Raw genomic sequence first — 21,428 nt, 5'->3', positions numbered from 1 at the left:
AAGGGTGCGAGTGAGACCGGAATTCCTGATCCGGTCCGGCGCCGGTGGCAGCAGATGATTCCCCCGACATCTGGTCCTACCGGCGCCGATTCCTCTTAAGGGGCGGATTCCCTGTCACGGAGCCCCGTCCACACGCCAGCCGATCCACGCAGCCCGTCGCTGCACCCATTCCGACCGCCCCTCCTCCGGGGCCGTGGGCGGAGCGTCAGTGGCCGAGGTGTTCGCGCGCGAAGCGCAGCGTCTCCGCCAACCACTCCTCGCGTTCCCCGGCACCGCGCGCCCGACGGGTGCTCACCTCCACGGCGACGACGCCGTCCCACTCCGACGCGGCGAGGTGGCCGAGCGCTTCGGCGCACCGCTGCATGCCCTGGCCCGGCAGGAGGTGCTCGTCTCGGCCGTTGGGCGTCCCGTCGGTCAGGTGGACATGCGCCAGCCGGCCGCCGAGGGCCCGGATCTCCTCGTACGAGTCCATGCCGGCGATGGCCGCGTGCGAGAAGTCCCAGGTGATCCGCTCGTAGGGCTCCGGGATCGGATTCCAGTGCGGCAGGTAGGCCTTCGCCTCGCGGCCCCGGACCTTCCACGGGTACATGTTCTCGACGGCGATCTCCACGCCGTACTCGGCCGCCACCCGGGCGATCCCCTCGGGGAACTCCTCGGCGTATCCGGTCTGCCAGCGGAAGGGCGGGTGGGTGACCACCGTCCGGGCGCCGACCTCGGCGGCCATCGCTGCGGACAGCTCGATCTTCGTCCAGGCCTTGCCCCACACCTGCTGGGTCAGGAGCAGCGTCGGCGCGTGGATGGCGAAGATCGGCATCCCGTACCGCTCGCTGAGGACGCCGAGCTGGTCCGGGTCCTGGCTCACCGAGTTGTTGGTGACCATCACCTCCACGCCGTCGTAGCCGAGGTCCTGGGCGAGCGCGAAGGCGTCGTGGACGGCGAGCGGATAGACGGAGGCACTGGACAGTGCCACCGGGATGGCAGGCAGGCCGCCCGTGGGTTCCGCCATGTCAGGCCCCCCTCGGCAGGGACGTGCGGCGCATCGAGTCGAGCTGGGCATGGCCCACCCCGGCTCCCGGCAGCGGCTCGTCGGCCTCGAACATCTTGGCGTCGAACCGTCGCAGCAGCAGTCCCTCGCGGAGAGCCCACGGGCAGATGTCCATCGACGGCACATTGAACAGTTCGAGGGCGCACTCGGCCACGAGCGCGCCTGCGAGCACCTGAGGTGCCCGCAGGTCGGAGACGCCGTCGAGGTTCGTGCGGTCCGCGGCGCTCATGGCAGCCAGGCGTTTGGTCCACAGGGTGAGGTCCTCGAGCCGCAGCTCGCGCCGGACGAACGGTCCGGCAGCGGACGGCGCGGCGCCTGCGATGCGGGCGAGCGACCGGAACGTCTTCGAGGTGCCCGCCACCAGGTGCGGCTCACCGAGGTGCGCGAACCGCGGCACCGCCTCGCGGAGCGTCGCCCGGATGTACCGGCGCAGTTCCTTCACGCTCTTGGCCGACGGCGGGTCGCCCTGCAGCCAGTCACGGGTGAGCCTGCCGGCGCCGAGCGGCACGGACAGCGCCACTTCCGGGAGCTCGTCGGTGCCCATCGCCAGCTCGAAGGAGCCGCCGCCGATGTCCAGATTGAGGATCGACTCGGCACCCCATCCGTACCAGCGACGGACGGCCTGGAACGTCACGGCCGCCTCCTGGTCGCCCGAGAGTTCCTGGAGGTCGACGCCGGTCTCCGCCCGCACGCGGGCCAGGACCTCGCCGCCGTTGCCGGCCTCGCGGATCGCCGAGGTGCAGAAGGCGAGGAAGTCCTCGGCGTCGTGCCCCGCGGCGAAGGCGCGCGCCTCGCGGACGAACCCGACGAGTTCGTCCTGTCCCCTCCGCGAGATGCGGCCGTCCTCGTCGAGGTACGCCACCAGCTGGAGGGGCTTCTTGTGGGACGCGAAAGGTACCGGGCGCCCTCCCGGGTGGGCATCCACGAGTAGCAGATGGACCGTGTTCGACCCTATGTCCAGCACACCTAGCCGCATTGTCCCTGCGCTTCCAGCTCTTCCCCCGCTTGTAGTGAGTCTTCGCGTGCCGTGTCGCGGGCTACTTGCCCGCCGCGACCTTACGCTTGGCGGGCGCCCGCCGGGTGGTCTTCTTGGGCGCCGGCCCCTTGGCGCGCTTCTCGGCGAGCATGTCGATCGCCTGCTCACGCGTCAGTTCCTCGATCGCCATGCTCCCGGGCACCGTGATGTTCGTGGTGCCGTCCGTGATGTAGGGGCCGAAACGACCGTCCTTCACCACGATGGGCTTCTCGCTCACGGGGTCCTCGCCGAACTCGGCGAGCGGCGGGGTGACCGCCCGGCCGCCACGTTGCTTGGGCTGCTTGTACATCTCCAGCGCCTGCTCGAGGGTGATCGTGAAGATCTCCTCCTCCGAGCCGATGGAGCGGGAGTCGCTGCCCTTCTTCAGGTACGGGCCGAAGCGGCCGTTCTGCACCGTGATCTCCTTGCCGTCCTCGTCTGTCCCGAGGACGCGTGGGAGGTTCATAAGCTTCAGGGCGTCCTCGAGCGTGACGGTGTCCACCGACATGGACTCGAAGAGGGATCCCGTGCGCGGCTTGACCTTCGCCGGCTTCTTGGGCGGCTTGGGCTTGCCGTTCTTGTAGTACTCGACGGGCTGGTTCGCGAGGTCCTCCGCGGTGACCTCCGGGATCAGCTCGATCACGTACGGCCCGTAGCGGCCGTCACGGGCCACGATGCTGCGCCCCGTCCCGGGATCGGTGCCGAGCACGCGCTCCTGCGATGTGGGCGCCTCCATGAGTTCGAGGGCCTTCTCGACCGTCAGCTCGTCGGGTGCGAGGTCGTCGGGGACGTTGGCACGCTGCGGCTCGGTGCCCTCCGGCGCGTCGGCCGGCAGGGGCTTCTCGAGATACGGGCCGAACTTGCCGACGCGCAGCGTGATGCCCTCCGCGATCTCGACGGAGTTGATCCGGCGGGCGTCGATCTCGCCGAGCTCGGAGACGATCGTGTGCAGCCCGGTGTCCTTGCGGTCGCCGTAGTAGAAGCGGTTGAGCCACTCCACGCGTCCGGCCTCGCCGCGCGAGATGCGGTCGAGGTCCTCCTCGAGCTCCGCCGTGAAGTCGTAGTCGACGTAGTCGTTGAAGTGCTCCTCGAGCAGGCGCACCACCGAGAAGGCGATCCAGCTCGGCACGAGGGCCTGCCCGCGGGTGCTCACGTAGCCGCGGTCCATGATGGTGGACATCGTCGCGGCGTACGTCGACGGCCGCCCGATACCGCGTTCGTCGAGCACCTTCACGAGCGACGCCTCGGTGTACCGCGGGGGCGGCGAGGTCTCGTGGCCGACGGCCTCGATCGCCGTCGCACCCAGCGGGTCGCCCTTGGCGACGTCGGGCAGGCGCGTGCCCTGCGCGTCGTCGTCGCCCCCGTCCTCGGTGCGGCCCGCGTCGCGGCCCTCCTCGTACGCTGCCAGGAAGCCGCGGAAGGTGATGACCGTGCCGGACGCGGCGAACTCGGCGTCCCGGCCGTCGGTGCTCCGCGCGCCGAGGCGCAGGGACGCCGTCGAACCCTTGGCGTCCGCCATCTGCGAGGCCACGGTGCGCTTCCAGATCAGCTCGTACAGGCGGAACTCGTCGCCGCGCAGCGACTGCGCCACCTGGGCCGGGGTGCGGAACGAGTCGCCCGCGGGGCGGATGGCCTCGTGCGCTTCCTGCGCGTTCTTGGCCTTCCCCTTGTACACGCGGCGGGACTCGGGGACGTACTCGGGACCGTACAGCTCCGACGCCTGTCGGCGGGCGGCGTTGATCGCCTGGTCGGAGAGCGCCGACGAGTCGGTACGCATGTAGGTGATGTAGCCGTTCTCGTACAGTCGCTGCGCCACCTGCATGGTGACCTTGGAGCTGAAGCGCAGCTTGCGGGCCGCCTCCTGCTGCAGGGTCGAAGTGGTGAACGGGGCAGCGGGCCGGCGTGTGTAGGGCTTGGTCTCGACGGAGCGGATCTCGAAGGCGGCGCTCTCCAGGCCCGTGGCGAGCGAGCGGGCGGCGTCCTCGTCGAGGGGGACGGCGTTCGCGGTCTTCAGTTCGCCACGGTCGGAGAAGTCCTTGCCGGAGGCCACGCGGCTGCCGTCGACGGCCACGAGCTTCGCCGGGAAGGCAGTGCCCTTGGACGAGTCGGCGGGCGCGAAGGTCCCGGTGAGGTCCCAGTACGACGCGGTGCGGAATGCCATGCGCTCGCGTTCCCGCTCGACGACGAGGCGGGTCGCCACGGACTGCACGCGACCGGCGGACAGGCCGCGGGCCACCTTGCGCCAGAGCACGGGGGAGATCTCGTAGCCGTAGAGGCGGTCCAGGATGCGGCGGGTCTCCTGGGCGTCGACCATGGGGATGTCGACGTCGCGCAGCTCACCGAGGGCGCGGGTGACGGCTTCCTTGGTGATCTCGCCGAAGGTCAGGCGGTAGACGGGGACCTTGGGCTTCAGGACCTGCAGCAGGTGCCATGCGATGGCTTCGCCCTCGCGGTCGGCGTCGGTCGCGAGGTAGAGCTCGTCGGCGTCCTTGAGTGCCGCCTTCAGCTCGGCGACGGTCTTCCGCTTCTCCGGGGACACCACGTAGTAGGGCTCGAAATCCTTGTCGAGGTCCACCGCGAACTTGCCGACCGAGGACTTCTTCAGCTCCGCGGGCAGGTCGGACGGCTGGGGGAGATCGCGGATGTGCCCCATGGACGCGGCGACCTGGAAACCCTCACCGAGATAGCCCGAGATGCTCTTGATCTTGCTGGGGGACTCAACGATGACGAGCTTCTTGCCGTGCTTCTTGTCCGTGGCCTTGGTCGGCACTTCTCTCCTATGAATACGGGTGCGATGCCGGGGTGTGAACGCGGGCATCCGGTCCGGATCCCGCTGCCGGGCTCACTTCACAGTATGCGTCATGAGTACCTGCACAAGGGTAACGGCTGGTTTCAGGGGGCCGGAATCAGGAAGCCCTCGCGGATGAGCTGCTCGACGTCCAGCAGCAGTTCCGAGGTGAAGGCCGCATCGGGCCGGTCGAGCAGCATCGCCAGGGCGCCCGCGATCTGCCCGGCCGTGAGGTCGCCGTCGCACGCGGACACGAACCCGGCGAGCTCCGTACTCAGCAGGGTGGTTCGCCGGAGCCCGGCTCCCTGACGCAGCAGGATGACGCCGGGGTGTTCCGCGCCGGGACGCTGGTGGCGTTCCTCGGTGACGTCGTCGGCCACGAGGAGGAACTCGTCGGCGACGCCGACGCCGGAGGCGGCCTGCTCGGTGTGCTCGGCGAGCCAGTCGCCCCGCCCGACGGCGGCGGCGAGATGGGGACCCACGGGCTGCTCGATCTCGTGCGTGATCTCCTCGAGCGTCACGCGGACGAGGTCGCGCGGGCCGTGAGGGCGACGCAGCCACACCGAACCGAACCCGATCCCCTCGACCTCCCGCGAGGCGAAGTCCGCGAGGTAGGCCGCGAAGCTCGCCAGGTAGGCGTCGCGGTCTCGGTTCTCGGCGGCGTCCCGCAACCAGGTCTCCGCGTACTGCACCGGGGTCAGCTGCTCACGCTGGATGATCCAGGCGTCGACTCCCGGAGGCACGAACCCGCGGATCCGTCGCTCCCACTCGGTCCCCTCGGTGATCTCCCAGTTGCCGAGCAGCTGCGCCGCCCCGCCCGGCGTGAGGATCCCGGGCAGCTCCCGCACCAGGGTCGCGACGATGGCGTCGCCGGCGAGACCGCCGTCGCGGTAGGTGTAGGACTCCGCCGGCTCCCCGGTACGCGGGGTGATCACGAAGGGAGGGTTGGACACCACGAGGTCGAAGCGCTCCCCCTCGACCGGCTCGAGCAGGCTGCCCTGCCGGAGGCTGACGCGCTCACCGGGTCGCCGCGGGTCGAGGCCGAGGGCCGGCGCGTTGAGCAGGAGATTGAAGCGCGCGAAGGCGAGCGCCCGCTCGGAGATGTCCGTCAGGGTGACATGGCGGGCGTGCGGGAGGAGATGGAAGGCCTGGATGCCGCTGCCGGTACCGAGATCCAGGGCACGCTCCACCGGAGTCCTCATCACGGTCTGCGCCAGGGTCAGGGACGCCCCGCCGATGCCGAGGACGTGGTCGTGGCGAAGCGGCCCCGGACGCTGCTCGGAGCCGAGATCGCTGGCCACCCAGAGGTTGCCCCCGACGTCCGAGGCGTAGGGGCGCAGTTCGACGGCGGCACGCCAGGAGCGCGGCGCGAGGATCTCGCCGGCGTCGCCGGGTTCCTGGTGCACGTCGTCGGGTTCCTGGTACGCGTCGCCGGGTTCCTGGTGCGCGTCGCCGGGCGCGGGCTCGATGAGCCGGAGCACTTCGAGCCCCGCGACGCCGAGCCCGGGGAACGCCGCCCGGATGTCGTCCTCTGCCACGTCCTCTCCGAGGAGCCACAGCAGCACGGGGACGGCACGCGGGTCGCCGACGCCCCCGTTCCGGTCGTCGTCCGGGCCGTCGTCGTGCCGGAGGAGGCGCCGGGCCACCAGGAGGGCGGGCGCGAGCTGGTCCCGGCCGAGCGCGGAGTAGGCGGGACCGCCCAGAAGCGACCCGACGCCGTCGACCGTATAGTCCATGGCCGTCAGGTCGGCGGCAAGGGCTTCGAGTGCGGTGAGGTCCCGGCTGGACGGCGCGGACGCGACGTCGTCGTCGAACTCCCGGTGGTGCATGGCTGCGCCAACCATCAGGCCGCGCCCGCGGCCGTCGCCTCGGCCTCATCCGACTCGCACCCCTGCGGGCAGCGGAGCGTGATGGGGTCGGCGGCGCACCCGGCGCAGTAGAGGGTCAGGTTGCGGCAGGCGGGATCGGAGCAGTTCTCGAAGGTGCTCGTGGGGGTGTGGCACCGGACGCACTTCCCGAGAGTGACGGCGTCCTCGCTGAACTCGAGGTGCATGCGCTTGTCGAACACGTACAGCGACCCCTCCCAGAGCCCGCCGTCACGGTACTTCTCCCCGTAACGGACGATGCCGCCGTCGAGCTGGTAGACCTCCTGGAAGCCGCGGTTGACCATCAGGCTGGAGAGGACCTCGCAGCGGATCCCGCCCGTGCAGTAGGTGACGACGGGCTTGTCCTTGAGGTCGTCGTACCGGCCGGAATCGAGTTCGCGGACGAAGTCGTGGGTGGTCCGCACGTCGGGCACCACGGCCCCCTTGAACCGCCCGATCTGGGCCTCGAGGGCGTTCCGGCCGTCGAAGAAGACGACCTCCTCCCCCGCGGCGCGCTTGGCGTCGACGAGCGCGTGCAGTTCCTCCGGCTGGAGGTGGGTGCCCCCGCCCACCACGCCGCCCTGATCAACCTTCAACTCACCGGGGGCGCCGAAGGAGACGATCTCGTCGCGGACCTTGACGCTGAGGCGCGGGAAGTCGTCGGCGCCACCGTCGGACCACTTGATGTCCATGCCCCTGAACGCCGGGTACTCGCGCGTCGTCCTGACGTACTGCTTCACCGCGCCGACCTCGCCGCCGACCGTGCCGTTGATGCCGTCCCTGGAGATGAGGATCCTTCCGCGCAGCCCCCACTTCTCGCAGAGTGCGCGCTGCCACAGCCGGATCGCCTCGGGATCGGGCAGTGGCGTAAAGGCGTAATAGAGGGCGATGCGGTTCGTCGACACGCGTTAAAGCCTACTTTGCGTCTCGAATCGGTCACCCTCGCGGCCCTCTATGTCCATAGTCCGCGCCGAGAACTAGGGTTCAGCACATGGGCGCACAGATAGACAGACAACTCCTCGGGACGTGGATCACAGGGTGGTCCGCGTGCAGGGGCTATGAGCCGCGCGACGACGGTCGCACCACCTCGGTGCTCCTGACGGACCAGCAGGACCAGACGGAACACTTCCTCTTCGAGCCCACCACCGAGCTGTTCCTCGACGTGGCCGCCGAGACCAGGCAGGACCCCCTCCGAGTGCTGACGGTCGTCACCAGCAGGATGCAGGAGCTGATCGACGCCGCCGCACCGCTCCGCATGCGCGTGACCGACCGGCAGCAGTCCCTGATGAGCGTCGACATGAACGGCCAGGACGTCGAGGACCCACGCGCCCCCGGCGACGACTTCGTCCTTGGGCGCATCCGCGACGGGGCCTGCCGCCGTGTCACGGTGCATTCCCATGGGCGCCTTGCGGCTCGCGGGTCCGTGTCCGCGGTCGGCGACCACGCGGTCTACGACCGCATCGTCACCGAGGAGGCTTTCCGGCGGCGGGGGCTGGGCAGCTATGTCATGCGTGCCCTCACCGCCGGGGTCCTCGAGGACGACGTCACCACCGGCCTGCTCATGGCGTCCGCCGACGGGCGTGCACTGTACGAGTACCTCGGGTGGCAGCACCTGATCGATGTGTTCGTCATCAGAGGATAAGGGCCCTTTCCACCGTCCCCGCCCCTACGCCGATGGGAGAATGGCGGCGTGGCAGCGCACGACTCCCTGATCCCCCTGCTCGGGGGCGGACCCGACCCTGAGCAGCTGCTGCATGTCCGCGAGATCCCGGCCCGGGACGCCGAGCACGCGCCCTGGCCCGACTGGGCCCACCCGGACGTCGTCTCCGCCTTCGCTGCACGCGGCGTGCACCAGCCCTGGCGCCATCAGGTGGAGGGTGCCGAGTCCGCCCACGACGGGGCGCACACCATCGTCGCCACGGGCACCGCGTCCGGGAAATCCCTCTGCTACCAGTTGCCGGTCCTCGACGAGATCCACCGCAGCGAACTGGCGAACCGGGTCACGCTCGCCCCGAACGGATCGGTGGCCCTCTACCTCGCGCCCACGAAGGCGCTGGCAGCGGACCAGCTGTCCGCCATCAATGCGCTGAAGCTGCCCACCGTCCGTGCCGAGACCTACGACGGCGACACCGAGACGGGGGCGCGGCGCTGGATCCGCGACCACGCCAACCTGATCCTCGCGAACCCGGACATGCTCCACTTCGGCATCCTCCCCAATCACACGTGGTGGGCGCGCTTCTTCCGGCGGCTCAAGTTCGTGATCATCGATGAGGCGCACAGTTATCGGGGGGTGTTCGGGTCCCACGTCGCGAATCTCCTGCGGCGGCTGCGGCGGATCTGCGCGAGTTACGGGGCGCATCCGGTGTTCATCGGGGCGTCGGCGACCTCCGCGGCGCCCGCAGCGTCCTTCGGCAGGCTGATCGGCGCGCCCGCGCGGGCCGTCGACCAGGACTCCTCACCGCACGGTTCCACCACCGTCGCCTTCTGGGAGCCGCAGCTCACGGGGAAGAAGGGCGAGAACGGTGCCCCGACCCGCCGTACGGTCATCGCCGAGACGTCGGACCTCCTGGCGAACCTCGTCTCCTCCCAGGTGCGGACCATCGCGTTCATCAAGTCGAGGCGCGGGGCGGAGAGCATCGCGCAGACGACCCGCAGGATGCTCGAGGACGTGCATCCGAGCCTGCCGCACCGCATCGCCGCCTACCGTTCGGGTTACCTGCCCGAGGAGCGGCGGGCCCTCGAGTCGTCGCTGCGCAGCGGCGAGCTGTTGGGGGTCGCCAGCACGTCCGCCCTCGAGCTGGGGATCGACATCTCCGGCCTCGACGCCGTCCTCGTCGCAGGCTGGCCGGGGACCCGCGCGTCCCTCATGCAGCAGATCGGCAGGGCAGGGCGTTCGGGCCAGGACGCCATCGCCGCCTTCGTCGCCAGTGACGACCCCCTCGACACGTACCTCGTGCACCATCCCGAGGCGGTCTTCGACCTGGCCGTCGAGGCCACCGTCTTCGATCCCTCCAATCCCTACGTGCTCGGGCCGCACCTGTGCGCCGCCGCGGCCGAACTCCCCTTGACGGAGGCGGACCTCGAGCTCTTCGGGGCGACGTCCGAGGAGCTGCTCGGCACCCTGTGCGACCAGGGGTTCCTGCGGCGCCGTCCCGCCGGCTGGTTCTGGACGCATCCCCAGAGCGCTGCGGCGATGGTGAACCTGCGGGCCGACGGGGGTGGACCGATCAACATCGTCGAGGCGGACTCCGGCGCCCTGCTCGGGACGATGGACTCGCCACAGAGCCACTACCAGGCACATCCGGGTGCGGTGTACGTCCATCAGGGCCGGACGTTCGTGGTCCAGGAACTCAACGAGCAGGATCACTGCGCCGTGGTGGCCCGGGCCCACCCGGACTACTACACGCAGGCGCGGGACGTCACGCAGATCGAGGTGGTCGGGCGGGACGTCAGCGCCCTGTGGGGCGGCGTGCTCGCGAACTTCGGCGACGTGAAGGTGACCACCCAGGTGGTGTCTTTCCAGCGCAAGGCGTTCGCCTCGAACGAGATCCTCGGCGAGGAACCCCTGGAGCTCGAGGCCCGGGACCTGTTCACGAAGAGTGTGTGGTTCGAGATCAGCCCCGGACTGCTCGAAGCTGAGGGCATCCTCGCGGAGGAGCTTCCCGGAGCGCTCCACGCCGCCGAGCACGCCGCGATCGGGCTGCTGCCGCTCGTCGCGTCGAGCGACCGGTGGGACATCGGTGGCGTGTCGACGGCGCTGCATGCCGACACGGGGCTGCCGACCATCTTCGTGTACGACGGGCACCCCGGGGGTGCGGGCTTCGCCGAACGAGGGTTCGAAGCCGCGAGGACCTGGCTGTCGGCGACGCGTGACGCCATCGAGGCGTGCGAGTGCGAGTCCGGCTGCCCCTCGTGCGTGCAGTCCCCCAAGTGTGGGAACAGGAACAATCCGCTCAGCAAGGGCGGCGCCGTCGCGGTGCTGTCCCTCATCCTCAACCAGGCGGCCCGTGCCGTGACCGGTCAGGCCCTCACGGATCCGCAGCGGGAGGACGGGACGTCGGAGCCGGCAGCCGATTCCCCGGCCGTTCCCTCGTCCGCGGTCACCGCCGGGCACGGCCGGGCGCCGACGGCAGACTGAGCGCAGTCACCGCCCGGCCGTCGCCCGGGTGCCGGCACCCTCCTCCGGCGGTGGACCCGCCCTGGCCGCGCCGGACGCGTCAGGCAACAGGCCACGCCCGCTGACGGAGACGCGAACCACGGCGGTCCCGGGGCCCGTCCCGCCGATCGAGCATTCCAGCACCTCCGCACCATGCCGCTGAGCGACCGTTCCGGCGGCCGAGCAAGGGTCCCCGGGGGTGATCCCCCTGGCAGCGTCCGCAGCGGCCAAGGCCGCGAGGTCGGCTGCCGTCGCCGCCCTCGACGCGGTTGCTGCGGCCTGCAGCAGGAGGGCCGCAGACGCGATCAGCAGGAGTGCCAGCACCGCGAGTCCTGCCATGAGGAGTGTCCCGGCCCCACCCTCGGGATCCGAGTGGTGCTGCCTCCTCGGTACTGGCCGCCTACCCACCGTGTTCCTCCTTCCCCGACGCCGATGCATGCAGTTCGATGTTCATCACCTCGACGAGGGGACCCTCGACCCGTGCCCGCACCTCCACCGTGGTCCAGCCCGAGACGGATACCACCCGTGTCACGGCATCAGGTCCCGCGAGGCGTTGCACCGTCTGCTCCACGGACCCACTGGTCTCCCCCCGCATGACCTCCCGGGCGCCGGCGCGTGCCGCCTCCTCGAGCCGGAGTTGGGCAGTGCCGATGTGGGCCGTGCCGATCAGCACCGCGAGCAGGACGACCAGGGCGGGGAGGACGACGGCGACCTCGGCGGTGACCGAGCCCTGCTGCGATCGACCCGACATCCCACCCCCCTTCATCCGACCCCACTTCATCCGATCCCCCTTCATCTTCATCCGATCCCCCTTCGTGGGCCCCCACCTGTCCGGGCCGCGACGGCGGAAGGGCGGACCGGTCCCGGGAGTGTGGAAACCGGATGGTCGCGGAGCGACCCGCTCTGGCCGCCACCCATCAGCCGAAATTCAGCGCGGACGTGATCAGGGACATCAGGAGCCCCTTGACCTCGCCACTGGAGAGGACTGCGACGAGGAGTGCTGCGAACCCGACCGCGGCGAGCGTGGCGATCGCGTATTCAGCAGTCGCCATCCCTGCCTCCTGATCCAGCGGATCCCTTCGGCGCCGGATGACCCGCTCGTTCGATCTCCGACGCCGCTCCTTGGCCCGGCGCGCCGAACGGTCGCCGTCGAGCGGCAGCCCCGCCGGGGATCCGGGACCGGCCTCGTCCGAGCTGATCGATCCCGAGCCGGCTGATCCTGAAGCGCCAGATCCGGTACTGCCCGAGCCCCCACTGCTCGCGCCGGAACCAGCCCCGCCCGAGCTTCCATCCGCCGTGACGGGCCGTGCCGGGAACGCCTCCGCCGGGAAGCCCGTGCCCGGAAGCACGGACAGGGGCGGCGGAGGGCAGGCGGTGTTCGGCCGATTCCGCGATGCCCCCTGGGCCGCTCCGGGCCCGGGAGCACTGCTGCCGGTCTCATCCGGACCATCGCCTGGGGCGCCCGCCCGGAGGCGGCCGATCATCGCACCAGCATCCGCCCTGGCCCCGGCCATCCCGTTGCCGAGGCCCCGGAAGGCCGAATCGGCCATCCCGTCCTGCGATCGCATTGCCATGTCATCTCCTTGTCATCGACGCGGAACGTGGCCCGCGTGGTGTGGGCGACGGTCGCCGCACCATCAACTCTGGCGGCGGCCCTCGGCCTCGGTGACATCGGATGCGGGTAAGTGGATAACCCCGTGATCCACAGCGGAAAGGGGCGCCGGGCTTCGCGCGAGAGCGGGAGGATGACCGACGGTTGACCGACGGTTGAGCGACGGATGACCGGCACGGCATCCGACGGTGGGATGCCCTGCAGGAGACGATGCCCGGGCCGACCTCTTCCCGGGTCCGGTGGGCTGTGCACTAGAGAGCCGGCAGGAGACCCAGGACGACGGGCACCACGCCGAGGCAGATGAAGGCCGGCAGGGAGCACAGACCGAGCGGCAGCACGAGCTGCACCCCCAGCGCGGCTGACTTCCGGGCGATCTCGCGGTTGTGTCGTCGTCGTAGCTGGACGGCGTGGGCATGCAGGAGCGCGGCCGACGGTGCCCCTGTGGACGTGGCGAAACGCAGACCCCCACGAAGATCCGCAAGGGTCCGTACCCGGTGGCGTTCGGCGCGGCGCCGCTGTGACGCCGCGAAAGCCGCAGCGGAGCCCTCACGGCGGGTGGACGCGGAATCCGCTGCTGGATCCCTGACCGGTTCCCGGGCGGACTCCCACGCCGACTCCCATGAGGCTCCGAGGAGCCGGGCCGAACAGACCCGGGTGAGGGCCTCCCCGAGATCGGGGTCGCTTGCACCGGCGACGACCGACAGGGCGTTCTCGACCGATGCCCCGGCTGCCACCATCGCACCGAGCAGATCGAGCAGCAGCGGGGCATCCCGGATACCGGACCCCTCCGACCTCGTCCCGGTTGCCCCGGACGGCGGTCGGAGACGACCCGATGGGAGAGCCAGGACGGCGGATGCCGCTGCCAGCAGGAGGGTTACGGTCACGCCCACCATCACGGCGCGCCCCCTCCCGCGCGGCTCACGAGGCGCCGTGACCAGAAGCGGGAGACGATCATGAGCAGGATGCCCGCGGCGAGGGCGATCCGCCCGAGGGACGACCCCAGGAGGATCTCCAGCGGATTCACGCCCAGCGCGAAGCCGAGGACCAGGCCGACGACCGGTAGCCACGCGAGCAGGACGACCGTGGCACGCGGTCCGGCCAGTGCCGTCTCCCGAGCTGACAGACCGTCGAGGTCGGCGTCGAGTTGCGCGGCGTACTGCGTGAGGATGCCCGCCAGCGGGGCTCCGCTGCGCTCGGCGACGATCAGGCACCCGGAGAGATCGATCCACAGGCGGGTGAGTCGAGCCTGCGGTTGCCCTCGCACACCGGGGTCGGGGGCTGCTCCCGCCGCCTGGCGGAGAGCATCGGGGACGCTCAGGCCCAGCTCTGCAGCCCGGCGCGCGGTGGAGATCATCGGGAGCGCCGCACGCGCGAACGCGGTCGGAGCATCGGCGTAGACGCGTTCCATGTCGGCCCACAGGACCTGCGACGGGCGTCCCGCCCGGAGGAGCCCGGCGAGTTGGTGGACGAACAGCGGCACCTCGTGCAGGTCGGCGGGAGGCCGACGCCCAGCTCCCGGGGTCCCGCCGCGGCCACGGCCCGCAGCGGACGGAGGCCGAGGACCGGCTGCACCACCGGCGGGTGTCCTCCGCGCCTGTCCCTGGAGGACCGGTCGGGGCGAGATGAGGATCAGTCCCGAAGCCGCCAGCAGAAGGGCGACGATCATCCCGGTCATGGCGAGGAGGCCGTGTGCTGCGGCCCGGACGGAGGCTCCGACCCTGCCCGGCCCGCACGGTCGGTGGAAGCATCCAAACCCACTCGGTGGGAGAAATCATCCCAGCCGATGGACCGACGACATCCCGCCCCCGCATCCACGAGCACCGGTCGGACGATCAGGCTGGTCCCCGGCCCGAGCTCCAGCAGGCCGAGGCTCGCCACCCGGCGGCCGCGAGCATCCCGGACGACATGCACCACCACGTCGAGGGCGCTCGCCGCCTGCAGCGCGAGGGCCTCGGCCGACAATCCGGCAAGCGCTGCGAGCGCGCTCAGCCTCGCCGGGACGGCTGCGGCCGAATTGGCATGGATCGTCGCGCCACCGCCGTCGTGCCCGGTGTTCATGGCGGCCAGCAGTTCCCGGACCTCCGCACCCCTGCACTCGCCGACCACGAGCCGGTCCGGCCTCATCCTCAGGGCCTGCCGGACCAGGTCGGTGAGGTCGAGCACCCCGGCGCCCTCGAGATTGGCGTACCGGCACTGGAGTCCCACGGTGTGCGGATGGGCAGGGGCGAGCTCGGCAGCGTCCTCGACCAGCACGATCCGCTCGCGCGGGTCGGCCAGTCCGAGCAGGGTGGAGAGCAGGGTGGTCTTGCCCGTTCCCGTCGCACCGCTGATGAGGAAGTTGAGGCGGCTCCGCATCATCAGCGTCAGGGCATCCGCCATTCCCGCCGCGGTTCCGCCGGTGGTGAGCTCCGCGAGGGAGAAGACCCGCCGGCGCCGGATGCGGATGGACAGCAGCGTTCCCGCCGTCGAGATGGGCGGGAGGACGGCATGGATCCGGAGCCCCTCGAGGCGGACGTCGACGGCAGGGCACCCGTCGTCGAGTCGACGCCCTCCCGCTGCCACGAGCCGGACGGCCAGGGCGCGCACCTCCTCGTCCGTGCTGAACAGCCGGCCGACCCGCCGGAGGCCGGCAGCGCCGTCGACCCACACGGCATCGGGTCCGTTGACGAGGATGTCCGTGACGGATTCCTCCGCGAGGAGGTGCTCGAGCGGCCCCAGTCCCTTGAGCTCGGCGCGCACCCGGTCCAGGGCCGAGAGTGTTCCTTCCGAACCGAGCAGTCGTCCGCTCGAACCGACCGCGTCCGCGAACGCAGCGCCGGTCGGTCGGACGTTCCCGGCCAGGACAGCCCTGCGGACGGCGTCCACCATGGAGGCGGCCCCCGGATCGCCGGTCGGCGGCGCTCCGGCGTCGACCCGATCGCTTCCCTCGGCACGCACCGGAGCTCGTCCGAGGGCGCGCAGCTGACGCCGCGTCGGCCCGTCCTGGCCCGCATCGTCCCTCATCCGTCCGGCTCCAGCCCGGCGCAGACGGAGCCCACCAGCTTCCGCACCTTCCGGGGGAGGGCGAAGCCGAGCATCCTCCCGGCGGCTTCCGCCGCCGGGGCGCCGCGGACGAGGGGGAGATACGGGAGGGGACCGGGGCGCCCGGCCAACTCGGCCACGTGCCACGGATCGAGTCCGTCGAGCACCGGGCCGCGCAGAACCACCGTCACGGGCACGGAACCGTACACCGGGAGCAGGCCCTCGAGGGCCGCGACGCTGCGCGGCCGGGAGGGGACGAGCAGCACGAGGTGGTCGCAGGCGGAGGCCAGGGAACGGGCGGGACTCCTGCCGTCGAGGTCCACGAGAGTCACCTCGAACGCGCCGCGCGCCGCGTCCAGGACGGCGGCGCCGGACCCCATGCCCGCGCTCCCGGAAGGAGGACCGGCCGAGTGCGACAGCACCGAGAGGTTGCCGTCGGTCGGCAGTGCGGACCGCAACTGCTCGGCGTTCAGTGTCCCGCGGAGCTCCTGGAGGTCGTGCCATCGCACGCCGGGATGCTCCTCGAGGCCCAGGGCGAGGTCGAGTCCGCCGCCCAGTGGGTGCCCGTCCACCAGCAGCGTGGGTCGTCCTCCGCGCGCCAGGTCGCGTGCACACCAGAAGGCGAAGGTGCTGACGCCGCACCCGCCGGCCGTGCCGAGGAAGCCGACCACCGAGCCGGCCGCCACCGGGTTCAGGCGGCGGCCGAGGTGTTCGGCGAGCCAGCCGGCGCCCTGCGGCAGGATGACCACCCGGGACGACGCCAGGTTCGCCGCAGCTGCCCATACCCGTGCATCGTCGTCGGCCGAGCCCACCACGACGAGTTCCTGGTGCCCAGCCCACCCTTCCGTGGCCTGCTCGGACCCGAGCAACAGCACCGCCGGATCCAGGGCCACGCCCTCCGGGAGTCCGGCGACGAACGCCGGGGAGACTCCTGTGGCGGCGCATGCCCGGGCCACCTGGTCCTGCACGTACTGCGAGCCACCCACGAGGACCACTGGCCGCCCTCGGGCGGTCGGTATCCAGGTCTGCTGCCTCATGCAGCAAGCCTCGCCGTGCACTCCCCGGCCGACCCTCCGGTGCACCGTTATGTGGACAACCCGTGGATTGCGGGAATGACACCGCCACCGCCGACAATATGGACATGTACATCGCCGTGGCACCCGCGCCGTCGACGAGCGGCGGCACGATGGCGCTCCAGGCCCTGGACCCGAGGGGGACACGGACGGGTGATCCCCTGCTGGTCGAGCGCGAAGGGCTCGCCTCCGCGGTCGCCGGCGCCGAGGGCCGACGTCCGCGCTGGGTCTGGGACAGCACGCGGCGCTGGTACCCCGACCTGCTGTCGGCGGGTGTTCCCGTGGACCGGTGCTGGGACCTCGCGCTGACGCGCGCCCTCCTCGCCGATTCACCCGCGTGCCGCTCCTCCCCCTACATCGACTCCCTGCGGGCGACGGCGCAGACGGACGACGGGACCGAACCGGCGAGGATCCTGCTGCCACCTCCGCCTCCTCCCAACCAGCACTCGCTGTTCGACGAACCGCGCGGCGTGACGGGTCCGTTCGTCGACGACGTCGTCGGGCAGTTCGCCGCCCAGCTCGACGCCGTCGCACGCGCTGTCGAGCCGGGACGCCTCAACCTTCTCGTCGCGGCCGAATCGGCGGGAGCCCTGATCGCTGCCGAGATGGAGTTCTGGGGTCTCCCCTGGCGCCGGGACATCCACGAGGAGTTGCTGGAACGGAGCCTGGGCGCCCGGCCCCCGGAGGGCGCCCGCCCCGCGGAGCTCGAACGGCTGGCCGGCGAGCTGCGGACGGCGCTGGGAAACCCGGCGCTCAACCCGGATTCACCACAGGACGTCCTGCGTGCACTGCACCGGGCCGGGATCGAGGTGAAGACGACGCGCTCCTGGGAACTCGAGCGCCAGCAGCACCCTGCGATCGGGCCGCTCCTCGCCTACAAGAAGCTGTCACGGCTCCTGACCGCGAACGGCTGGAACTGGCTCGATGCCTGGGTGCACGACGGCCGGTTCCGCCCCGAGTACGTCGTCGGCGGCGTCGTCTCCGGGCGCTGGGCGTCGCGGGGCGGCGGTGCCCTCCAGATCCCCCACCAGGTACGCGATGCGGTGCGCCCGGACGAGGGCCACGTCTTCATCGTCGCCGACGCCGCGCAACTCGAGCCGAGGGTCCTGGCGGCCCTCGGTCAGGATTCGTCGCTCGCCGCCGCGGCCCGGGGCAGGGACCTCTACCAGGGCATCGCGGACCAGGGATTCGGCGGCGACCGGGCGAAGGCGAAACTCGCCATGCTCGGTGCCATGTACGGGGCCACCAGCGGGGAGTCCGGACGGCTGATGCCGCAGCTCACCCGTGCCTATCCGCAGGCGATCGGCGTGGTGGAGGCGGCAGCGCGAGCAGGGGAAGCGGGGGACGGCGTCTCGAGCCATCTCGGGCGCGGCTGCCCGCCCGCGTCCGACGAATGGCGGGCGAGGCAGCGGACGACGACGGCCGAGGAACAGCGCCGGGCGGACGGCGCCGCACGGGCCCGCGGCCGTTTCACGCGGAACTTCGTGGTGCAGTCGTCGGCGGCGGAGTGGGCCCTGTGCTGGCTGGCGGAGATCCGCCGGCGCCTCGCGGCGAGCACCATCCCGGAACCGCGCAGCCGCATCGCGTTCTTCCTCCACGACGAGGTGGTGCTGCACGTCCCGGCGGATCGGGCGGAGGAGGCAGCGATCATCCTCGACGACGCCGCACGTGCGGCGACCCGCCTGGTCTTCGGGGACATCCCCATCGAGTTCTCCATCACGACGGTCACGGTGGCGTCCTACGCCGACGCGAAGTGAAGTGCGCCTCAGAGGGGTGCGGGGATCTCCTGCGACCGGTCCCACGGCCTGGTCCACCCGAGCCCGTCGAACACCGCGTCCAGCAGCAGGGCCGTGAATCCCCAGATCACGGCGTCGGGCGTGAGGAAGGCGGGCGTGCGGCTGACGAAGCCCTTGCGTCGTACCACTGCCGTCCGCCGGTGCTCCGGATCGAGGAGCAGGTTCACGGGGCACCGGAAGACCGCTTCCGATTCCGCCGTGTCCACGGCGTACACCGGTGACTGCTCGGTCCACCACCCGACCACCGGCGTGACCAGGAAGTTGCTGACGGGAAGCCCGACCTCCGGCAGCATCCCGACGATGTCGATACCGCCGGGGTCCAGCCCCGTCTCCTCCTGCGCCTCGCGGAGGGCGGCCGCACCCTCATCCGCGTCCCCGGGGTCGATGGCACCGCCGGGGAAGGCCACCTGGCCGGGGTGGTTGGACAGGGAGCCCGAGCGCATCAGGAACAGGATGTCCAGGTCGTCGTGACCGGCATCCCCGGCATCCGTCGACCGGACGCCGTCGCGGACGCCGAAGAGGATGAGCACCGCGGCCCGGCGGCTCCTGGCGGGATCCATGGCCGCGAACTGCCAGCCTCCGGGTCGGACGAGGACCGACCCCGGAGCGCCCTTCGACCTCACCCACGCTGCCAGGTCGTCGTACGCCGTGCCGCCGGGACTAGGCACCCAGCCCGTGCCCGGCATCTCGGAGTTCGGCACGGGATCGTCCGGCGCGCATCTGCTCCAGCAGCTCCTCACGACCCGGCGCGAGTTCGTACTTGAGCAGCTTCGCGGCCTTCATCGGGTCCGTCTCCCCTTCTCCGTAGGAGGGGCACAGGGCCGCGACGGGGCACACCCCGCACGCCGGCTTCTTGGCGTGGCAGATCCGTCGTCCGTGGAACACCACGTGGTGGGAGAGCATCGTCCAGTCCCTGCGTTCGAAGAGGACCCCGACGTCCATCTCCACCTTCACCGGATCCTCGGAGGTGGTCCACCGGAAGCGGCGGGCCAGGCGCCCGAAGTGCGTGTCCACGGTGATACCCGGCACGCCGAAGGCGTTCCCGAGGACCACGTTGGCCGTCTTCCGCCCCACCCCGGGCAGGGTGACGAGGTCCTCGAGACGGGTGGGCACCTCGCCGTCGAACTCGTCGACGATGCGCCGGGACAGCGCCAGGAGGCTGTTGGCCTTCGCGCGGTAGAAACCCGTGGCCCGGATGATCTCCTGCAGCTCGATCTCGTCGGCTTCCGACAGGGACCGGGCGTCGGGATAGCGCTCGAACAATGCCGGAGTGGTGAGGTTGACCCTCACATCGGTGGTCTGCGCGGAGAGCACGGTCGCCACGAGGAGTTCGAAGGCGTTGCGGAAGTCGAGCTCCGCCACTGCGTACGGGTAGGTCTCGCCCAGGATCCTGCCGATCTTCCGGGCCCTGCGCTTGAGCGTGACCGGCGACTCCTCGTGCGCCCTGGGCTTCCTGCCTGCCACTCGGGATCTCCTCTCGGCGTACTTCTCGGACTCGGGGGGTCGGCTCAGTCGCGGGGAGCACGCTCGATGTTGCGCAGGTCCCGCAGGATGCCGACGGCACCCGTGCGCTTGTCCTGCACGAGGAACTCGTTGCCGCGGTCCTCGATGCCCACCTCCCAGTCGCCCGGCTGCAGCTTGAAGACCTCACGGCCGTTCTGCTCGTCGTAGACCGGCCGCTGGGAGCCGACAGCGAACCAGAATGCCTCGACGACCGGTTCCTCATCGGCCGAGCGGGTGGCCGTGATGGGTTCCTGCCGGCCCCGCTCCTCGCCGGACGAGGTGCTGGACGAGCCGCCGGACGACGTGCTGGACGACGTGCCGGAGGAGTCGGCGGCAGCGAACGTCCGCGTCCCGTCCGTCACGACCTCGTGGACCCGCGTCTCACCGACCCGGGCCTCATCGGGCCGGCCGGAGCGGTCCTCCAGGCCCTCGGTGTCGGCATCGGCATATGACGAACCGACGGCGTGGGCGCCCACCTGGCCGGCGTCACGCGCGGCGGCGCCCGTCGAGGACGGCGTCGAGCTGCTCCGCTCCATGCCGGACTGGCCGGCTGCGGCGGCACCGGCACCCACGGCGCCGGCTCCACCGGCACCGTACAGGCCGGCACCGTTCTGCCGGACGCCCGCAGCGGCGGGATTGACTCCGGCCGGGCTCGGGGAGTCCGTGCGGGAGCTGCTGGGGACGGGTCCGGCCTCCAGCTCGGCCGCCGGCTTGGCGGGCTTCGGCGGACGGGGACGGGCAGCGGTGATGGGACGCGCCGCCGTCAGCGCGGGGACCTCGGGGCGGTCGGCGAAATCGTCCTTGAGAACAGGCAGGAAGGGCCCTGCGACGGTGGCTGCCAGCATGCCCAGTGACCCGATCAGGGCGACCAGCGGCCCGACGTGGTAGGCGGTGACGGTCTGGAGGAAGAAGAAGGTGGCGGCCAGGACCGCGGTGACCGACGCGAACTGGTCGACCGAGAGCGAGCCGACACGCAGTCCGGAACTCCCCAGGCGGCGGGCGGCCACGAGCGCGAGCGCGACCACGGGCAGCAGGATACCGATGCCGATGAAGAAGAGGGAGGCGCTGCTCCAGAAGTTGGTGTAGAGGACCCGTCCGCCGATGAAGGGCAGCAGCGTGCCGATGAAGATGAGCGCCACGCCTCCCCCGAAGACCAGCTCCCGCAGGGTGAACGGTCCCACCACGGCCTTGCTCGGGCCCGCGGCGACGTCCGGAGCGGTCGTCCCGGAATCGGACGGACCCGACGCCGAGGTCCCCGTCACCGATGTGCCCGCGACTGCCTTGCCGGAACCCGGGGTCCCGCCGTGCGAGGCGGCGGCGGCCGACGTCGTACCCCCGGCCGACGCAGCGTCGTCGGAGGTGGAGGCGGGGCGTGATCCCGCCGATGCGACGCCGGTGGCGCGCTGCCCCTCGGATGCTTCGGTCATGGTGGACTCCCGTTCGTAGCGCTCATCGCCCGCGGCCGTCGGCCGCCGGTCGTGGATACCTCCTTCCACCCTAGCCACCGGTCCTCCCCTTCTCCACCGGCGACAGGCGGGAACCGGGCACCGCTCA

Annotated in this window: 18 protein-coding genes; 3 read left to right on the top strand and 15 right to left on the bottom strand. The window is 71.3% G+C overall.

Annotated elements, in window-relative coordinates; all coding sequences use genetic code 11:
• Nucleotides 1-205: 205 nt before the first annotated feature.
• The 5 genes from CXQ97_RS09770 to CXQ97_RS09750 all read right to left on the bottom strand — a co-directional run bounded on the left by CXQ97_RS09770 (nt 206) and on the right by CXQ97_RS09750 (nt 7,618).
• Entirely contained in the window at nt 206-1,006 is an 801-nt protein-coding gene (locus tag CXQ97_RS09770; protein ID WP_104180680.1) for a sugar phosphate isomerase/epimerase, read from the bottom strand.
• Nucleotide 1,007: 1 nt separating this feature from the next.
• On the bottom strand, nt 1,008-2,021 hold the full coding sequence (locus tag CXQ97_RS09765) for a Ppx/GppA phosphatase family protein (protein ID WP_104180679.1): 1,014 nt from the start codon (nt 2,019-2,021) through the stop codon (nt 1,008-1,010).
• A gap of 61 nt (nt 2,022-2,082) precedes the next feature.
• Nucleotides 2,083-4,830, bottom strand: a complete 2,748-nt coding sequence (gene topA / locus CXQ97_RS09760; protein ID WP_104180678.1) for a type I DNA topoisomerase — start codon at nt 4,828-4,830, stop codon at nt 2,083-2,085.
• A gap of 122 nt (nt 4,831-4,952) precedes the next feature.
• Complete coding sequence (locus tag CXQ97_RS09755) at nt 4,953-6,584, bottom strand: class I SAM-dependent methyltransferase (RefSeq protein WP_258062485.1); 1,632 nt, start codon at nt 6,582-6,584, stop codon at nt 4,953-4,955.
• 107 nt (nt 6,585-6,691) lie between these two features.
• A complete protein-coding gene (locus CXQ97_RS09750; RefSeq protein WP_104180676.1) occupies nt 6,692-7,618 on the bottom strand; it encodes a rhodanese-related sulfurtransferase in 927 nt (308 codons plus the stop codon).
• An 86-nt stretch (nt 7,619-7,704) separates the two neighbouring features.
• Here CXQ97_RS09750 and CXQ97_RS09745 point away from each other — a divergent pair, with 86 nt between their 5' ends.
• Nucleotides 7,705-8,355 (top strand): GNAT family N-acetyltransferase, encoded by a 651-nt coding sequence (locus CXQ97_RS09745; protein WP_146069620.1) that lies wholly within the window; start codon nt 7,705-7,707, stop codon nt 8,353-8,355.
• Nucleotides 8,356-8,403: 48 nt separating this feature from the next.
• Entirely contained in the window at nt 8,404-10,851 is a 2,448-nt protein-coding gene (locus CXQ97_RS09740) for a DEAD/DEAH box helicase (protein WP_104180674.1), read from the top strand.
• 6 nt (nt 10,852-10,857) lie between these two features.
• On the opposite strand, the gene CXQ97_RS09735 is transcribed toward CXQ97_RS09740, so the two are convergent.
• The 7 genes from CXQ97_RS09735 to ssd all read right to left on the bottom strand — a co-directional run bounded on the left by CXQ97_RS09735 (nt 10,858) and on the right by ssd (nt 16,539).
• On the bottom strand, nt 10,858-11,277 hold the full coding sequence (locus CXQ97_RS09735; protein ID WP_258062462.1) for an Rv3654c family TadE-like protein: 420 nt from the start codon (nt 11,275-11,277) through the stop codon (nt 10,858-10,860).
• Nucleotides 11,270-11,620 carry a TadE family type IV pilus minor pilin gene (locus CXQ97_RS09730; protein ID WP_258062461.1) on the bottom strand — a complete coding sequence of 117 codons (351 nt, stop codon included), beginning with the start codon at nt 11,618-11,620 and terminating at the stop codon, nt 11,270-11,272. Before CXQ97_RS09730 ends, CXQ97_RS09735 begins: the two co-directional genes overlap by 8 nt.
• 166 nt (nt 11,621-11,786) lie before the next feature.
• The gene (locus CXQ97_RS20315; protein WP_258062484.1) at nt 11,787-12,353 is read right to left on the bottom strand and encodes a DUF4244 domain-containing protein; all 567 of its coding nucleotides are present in this window, start codon (nt 12,351-12,353) and stop codon (nt 11,787-11,789) included.
• 379 nt (nt 12,354-12,732) lie between these two features.
• Nucleotides 12,733-13,365 carry a type II secretion system F family protein gene (locus tag CXQ97_RS19840; protein WP_181035034.1) on the bottom strand — a complete coding sequence of 211 codons (633 nt, stop codon included), beginning with the start codon at nt 13,363-13,365 and terminating at the stop codon, nt 12,733-12,735.
• An 8-nt stretch (nt 13,366-13,373) separates the two neighbouring features.
• The gene (locus CXQ97_RS19835; RefSeq protein WP_181035033.1) at nt 13,374-14,156 is read right to left on the bottom strand and encodes a type II secretion system F family protein; all 783 of its coding nucleotides are present in this window, start codon (nt 14,154-14,156) and stop codon (nt 13,374-13,376) included.
• Complete coding sequence (locus tag CXQ97_RS09710; RefSeq protein WP_104180858.1) at nt 14,153-15,349, bottom strand: TadA family conjugal transfer-associated ATPase; 1,197 nt, start codon at nt 15,347-15,349, stop codon at nt 14,153-14,155. The genes CXQ97_RS19835 and CXQ97_RS09710 overlap by 4 nt, the downstream gene beginning before the upstream one ends.
• A 131-nt stretch (nt 15,350-15,480) precedes the next feature.
• Nucleotides 15,481-16,539 carry a septum site-determining protein Ssd gene (gene ssd, locus CXQ97_RS09705; protein WP_104180670.1) on the bottom strand — a complete coding sequence of 353 codons (1,059 nt, stop codon included), beginning with the start codon at nt 16,537-16,539 and terminating at the stop codon, nt 15,481-15,483.
• Between the two features lie 104 nt (nt 16,540-16,643).
• On the opposite strand from ssd, the gene CXQ97_RS09700 reads away from it, so the two are divergent.
• Nucleotides 16,644-18,332: a bifunctional 3'-5' exonuclease/DNA polymerase gene (locus CXQ97_RS09700; protein WP_104180857.1), complete on the top strand. Its 1,689-nt coding sequence runs from the start codon at nt 16,644-16,646 to the stop codon at nt 18,330-18,332.
• 8 nt (nt 18,333-18,340) lie between these two features.
• Here the strand turns inward: CXQ97_RS09700 and CXQ97_RS09695 are convergent, their stop codons facing one another.
• From CXQ97_RS09695 to CXQ97_RS09685, 3 genes are read right to left on the bottom strand one after another with little or no spacing between them, the layout of a single operon-like run.
• A complete protein-coding gene (locus CXQ97_RS09695; protein WP_258062460.1) occupies nt 18,341-19,072 on the bottom strand; it encodes a CoA pyrophosphatase in 732 nt (243 codons plus the stop codon).
• Nucleotides 19,032-19,835 carry an endonuclease III gene (gene nth / locus CXQ97_RS09690; RefSeq protein ID WP_104180669.1) on the bottom strand — a complete coding sequence of 268 codons (804 nt, stop codon included), beginning with the start codon at nt 19,833-19,835 and terminating at the stop codon, nt 19,032-19,034. The genes CXQ97_RS09695 and nth overlap by 41 nt, the downstream gene beginning before the upstream one ends.
• 44 nt (nt 19,836-19,879) lie before the next feature.
• Complete coding sequence (locus CXQ97_RS09685; RefSeq protein WP_146069619.1) at nt 19,880-21,301, bottom strand: PrgI family protein; 1,422 nt, start codon at nt 21,299-21,301, stop codon at nt 19,880-19,882.
• Nucleotides 21,302-21,428: the final 127 nt, after the last annotated feature.

Source organism: Arthrobacter sp. B0490 (assembly GCF_002929355.1).
Taxonomy (GTDB): domain Bacteria; phylum Actinomycetota; class Actinomycetes; order Actinomycetales; family Micrococcaceae; genus Arthrobacter_D.
Note: the sequence above shows the minus strand (reverse complement) of the source record. Positions and strands in the feature narration are given on the sequence as shown.

Bases quoted from the DNA above. Each gene is read 5' to 3' on its own strand.
- CXQ97_RS09710 (WP_104180858.1), bottom strand. From the start codon at position 15,349: ATGGTGGACGCCGTCCGCAGGGCTGTCCTGGCCGGGAACGTCCGACCG.
- CXQ97_RS09745 (WP_146069620.1), top strand. From the start codon at position 7,705: ATGGGCGCACAGATAGACAGACAACTCCTCGGGACGTGGATCACAGGG.
- CXQ97_RS09755 (WP_258062485.1), bottom strand. From the start codon at position 6,584: ATGGACTATACGGTCGACGGCGTCGGGTCGCTTCTGGGCGGTCCCGCC.
- CXQ97_RS19835 (WP_181035033.1), bottom strand. From the start codon at position 14,156: ATGACCGGGATGATCGTCGCCCTTCTGCTGGCGGCTTCGGGACTGATC.
- CXQ97_RS09765 (WP_104180679.1), bottom strand. From the start codon at position 2,021: ATGCGGCTAGGTGTGCTGGACATAGGGTCGAACACGGTCCATCTGCTA.
- ssd (WP_104180670.1), bottom strand. From the start codon at position 16,539: ATGAGGCAGCAGACCTGGATACCGACCGCCCGAGGGCGGCCAGTGGTC.
- CXQ97_RS09700 (WP_104180857.1), top strand. From the start codon at position 16,644: ATGTACATCGCCGTGGCACCCGCGCCGTCGACGAGCGGCGGCACGATG.
- CXQ97_RS09685 (WP_146069619.1), bottom strand. From the start codon at position 21,301: ATGACCGAAGCATCCGAGGGGCAGCGCGCCACCGGCGTCGCATCGGCG.
- CXQ97_RS09730 (WP_258062461.1), bottom strand. From the start codon at position 11,620: ATGTCGGGTCGATCGCAGCAGGGCTCGGTCACCGCCGAGGTCGCCGTC.
- CXQ97_RS20315 (WP_258062484.1), bottom strand. From the start codon at position 12,353: ATGATCGGCCGCCTCCGGGCGGGCGCCCCAGGCGATGGTCCGGATGAG.
- CXQ97_RS09770 (WP_104180680.1), bottom strand. From the start codon at position 1,006: ATGGCGGAACCCACGGGCGGCCTGCCTGCCATCCCGGTGGCACTGTCC.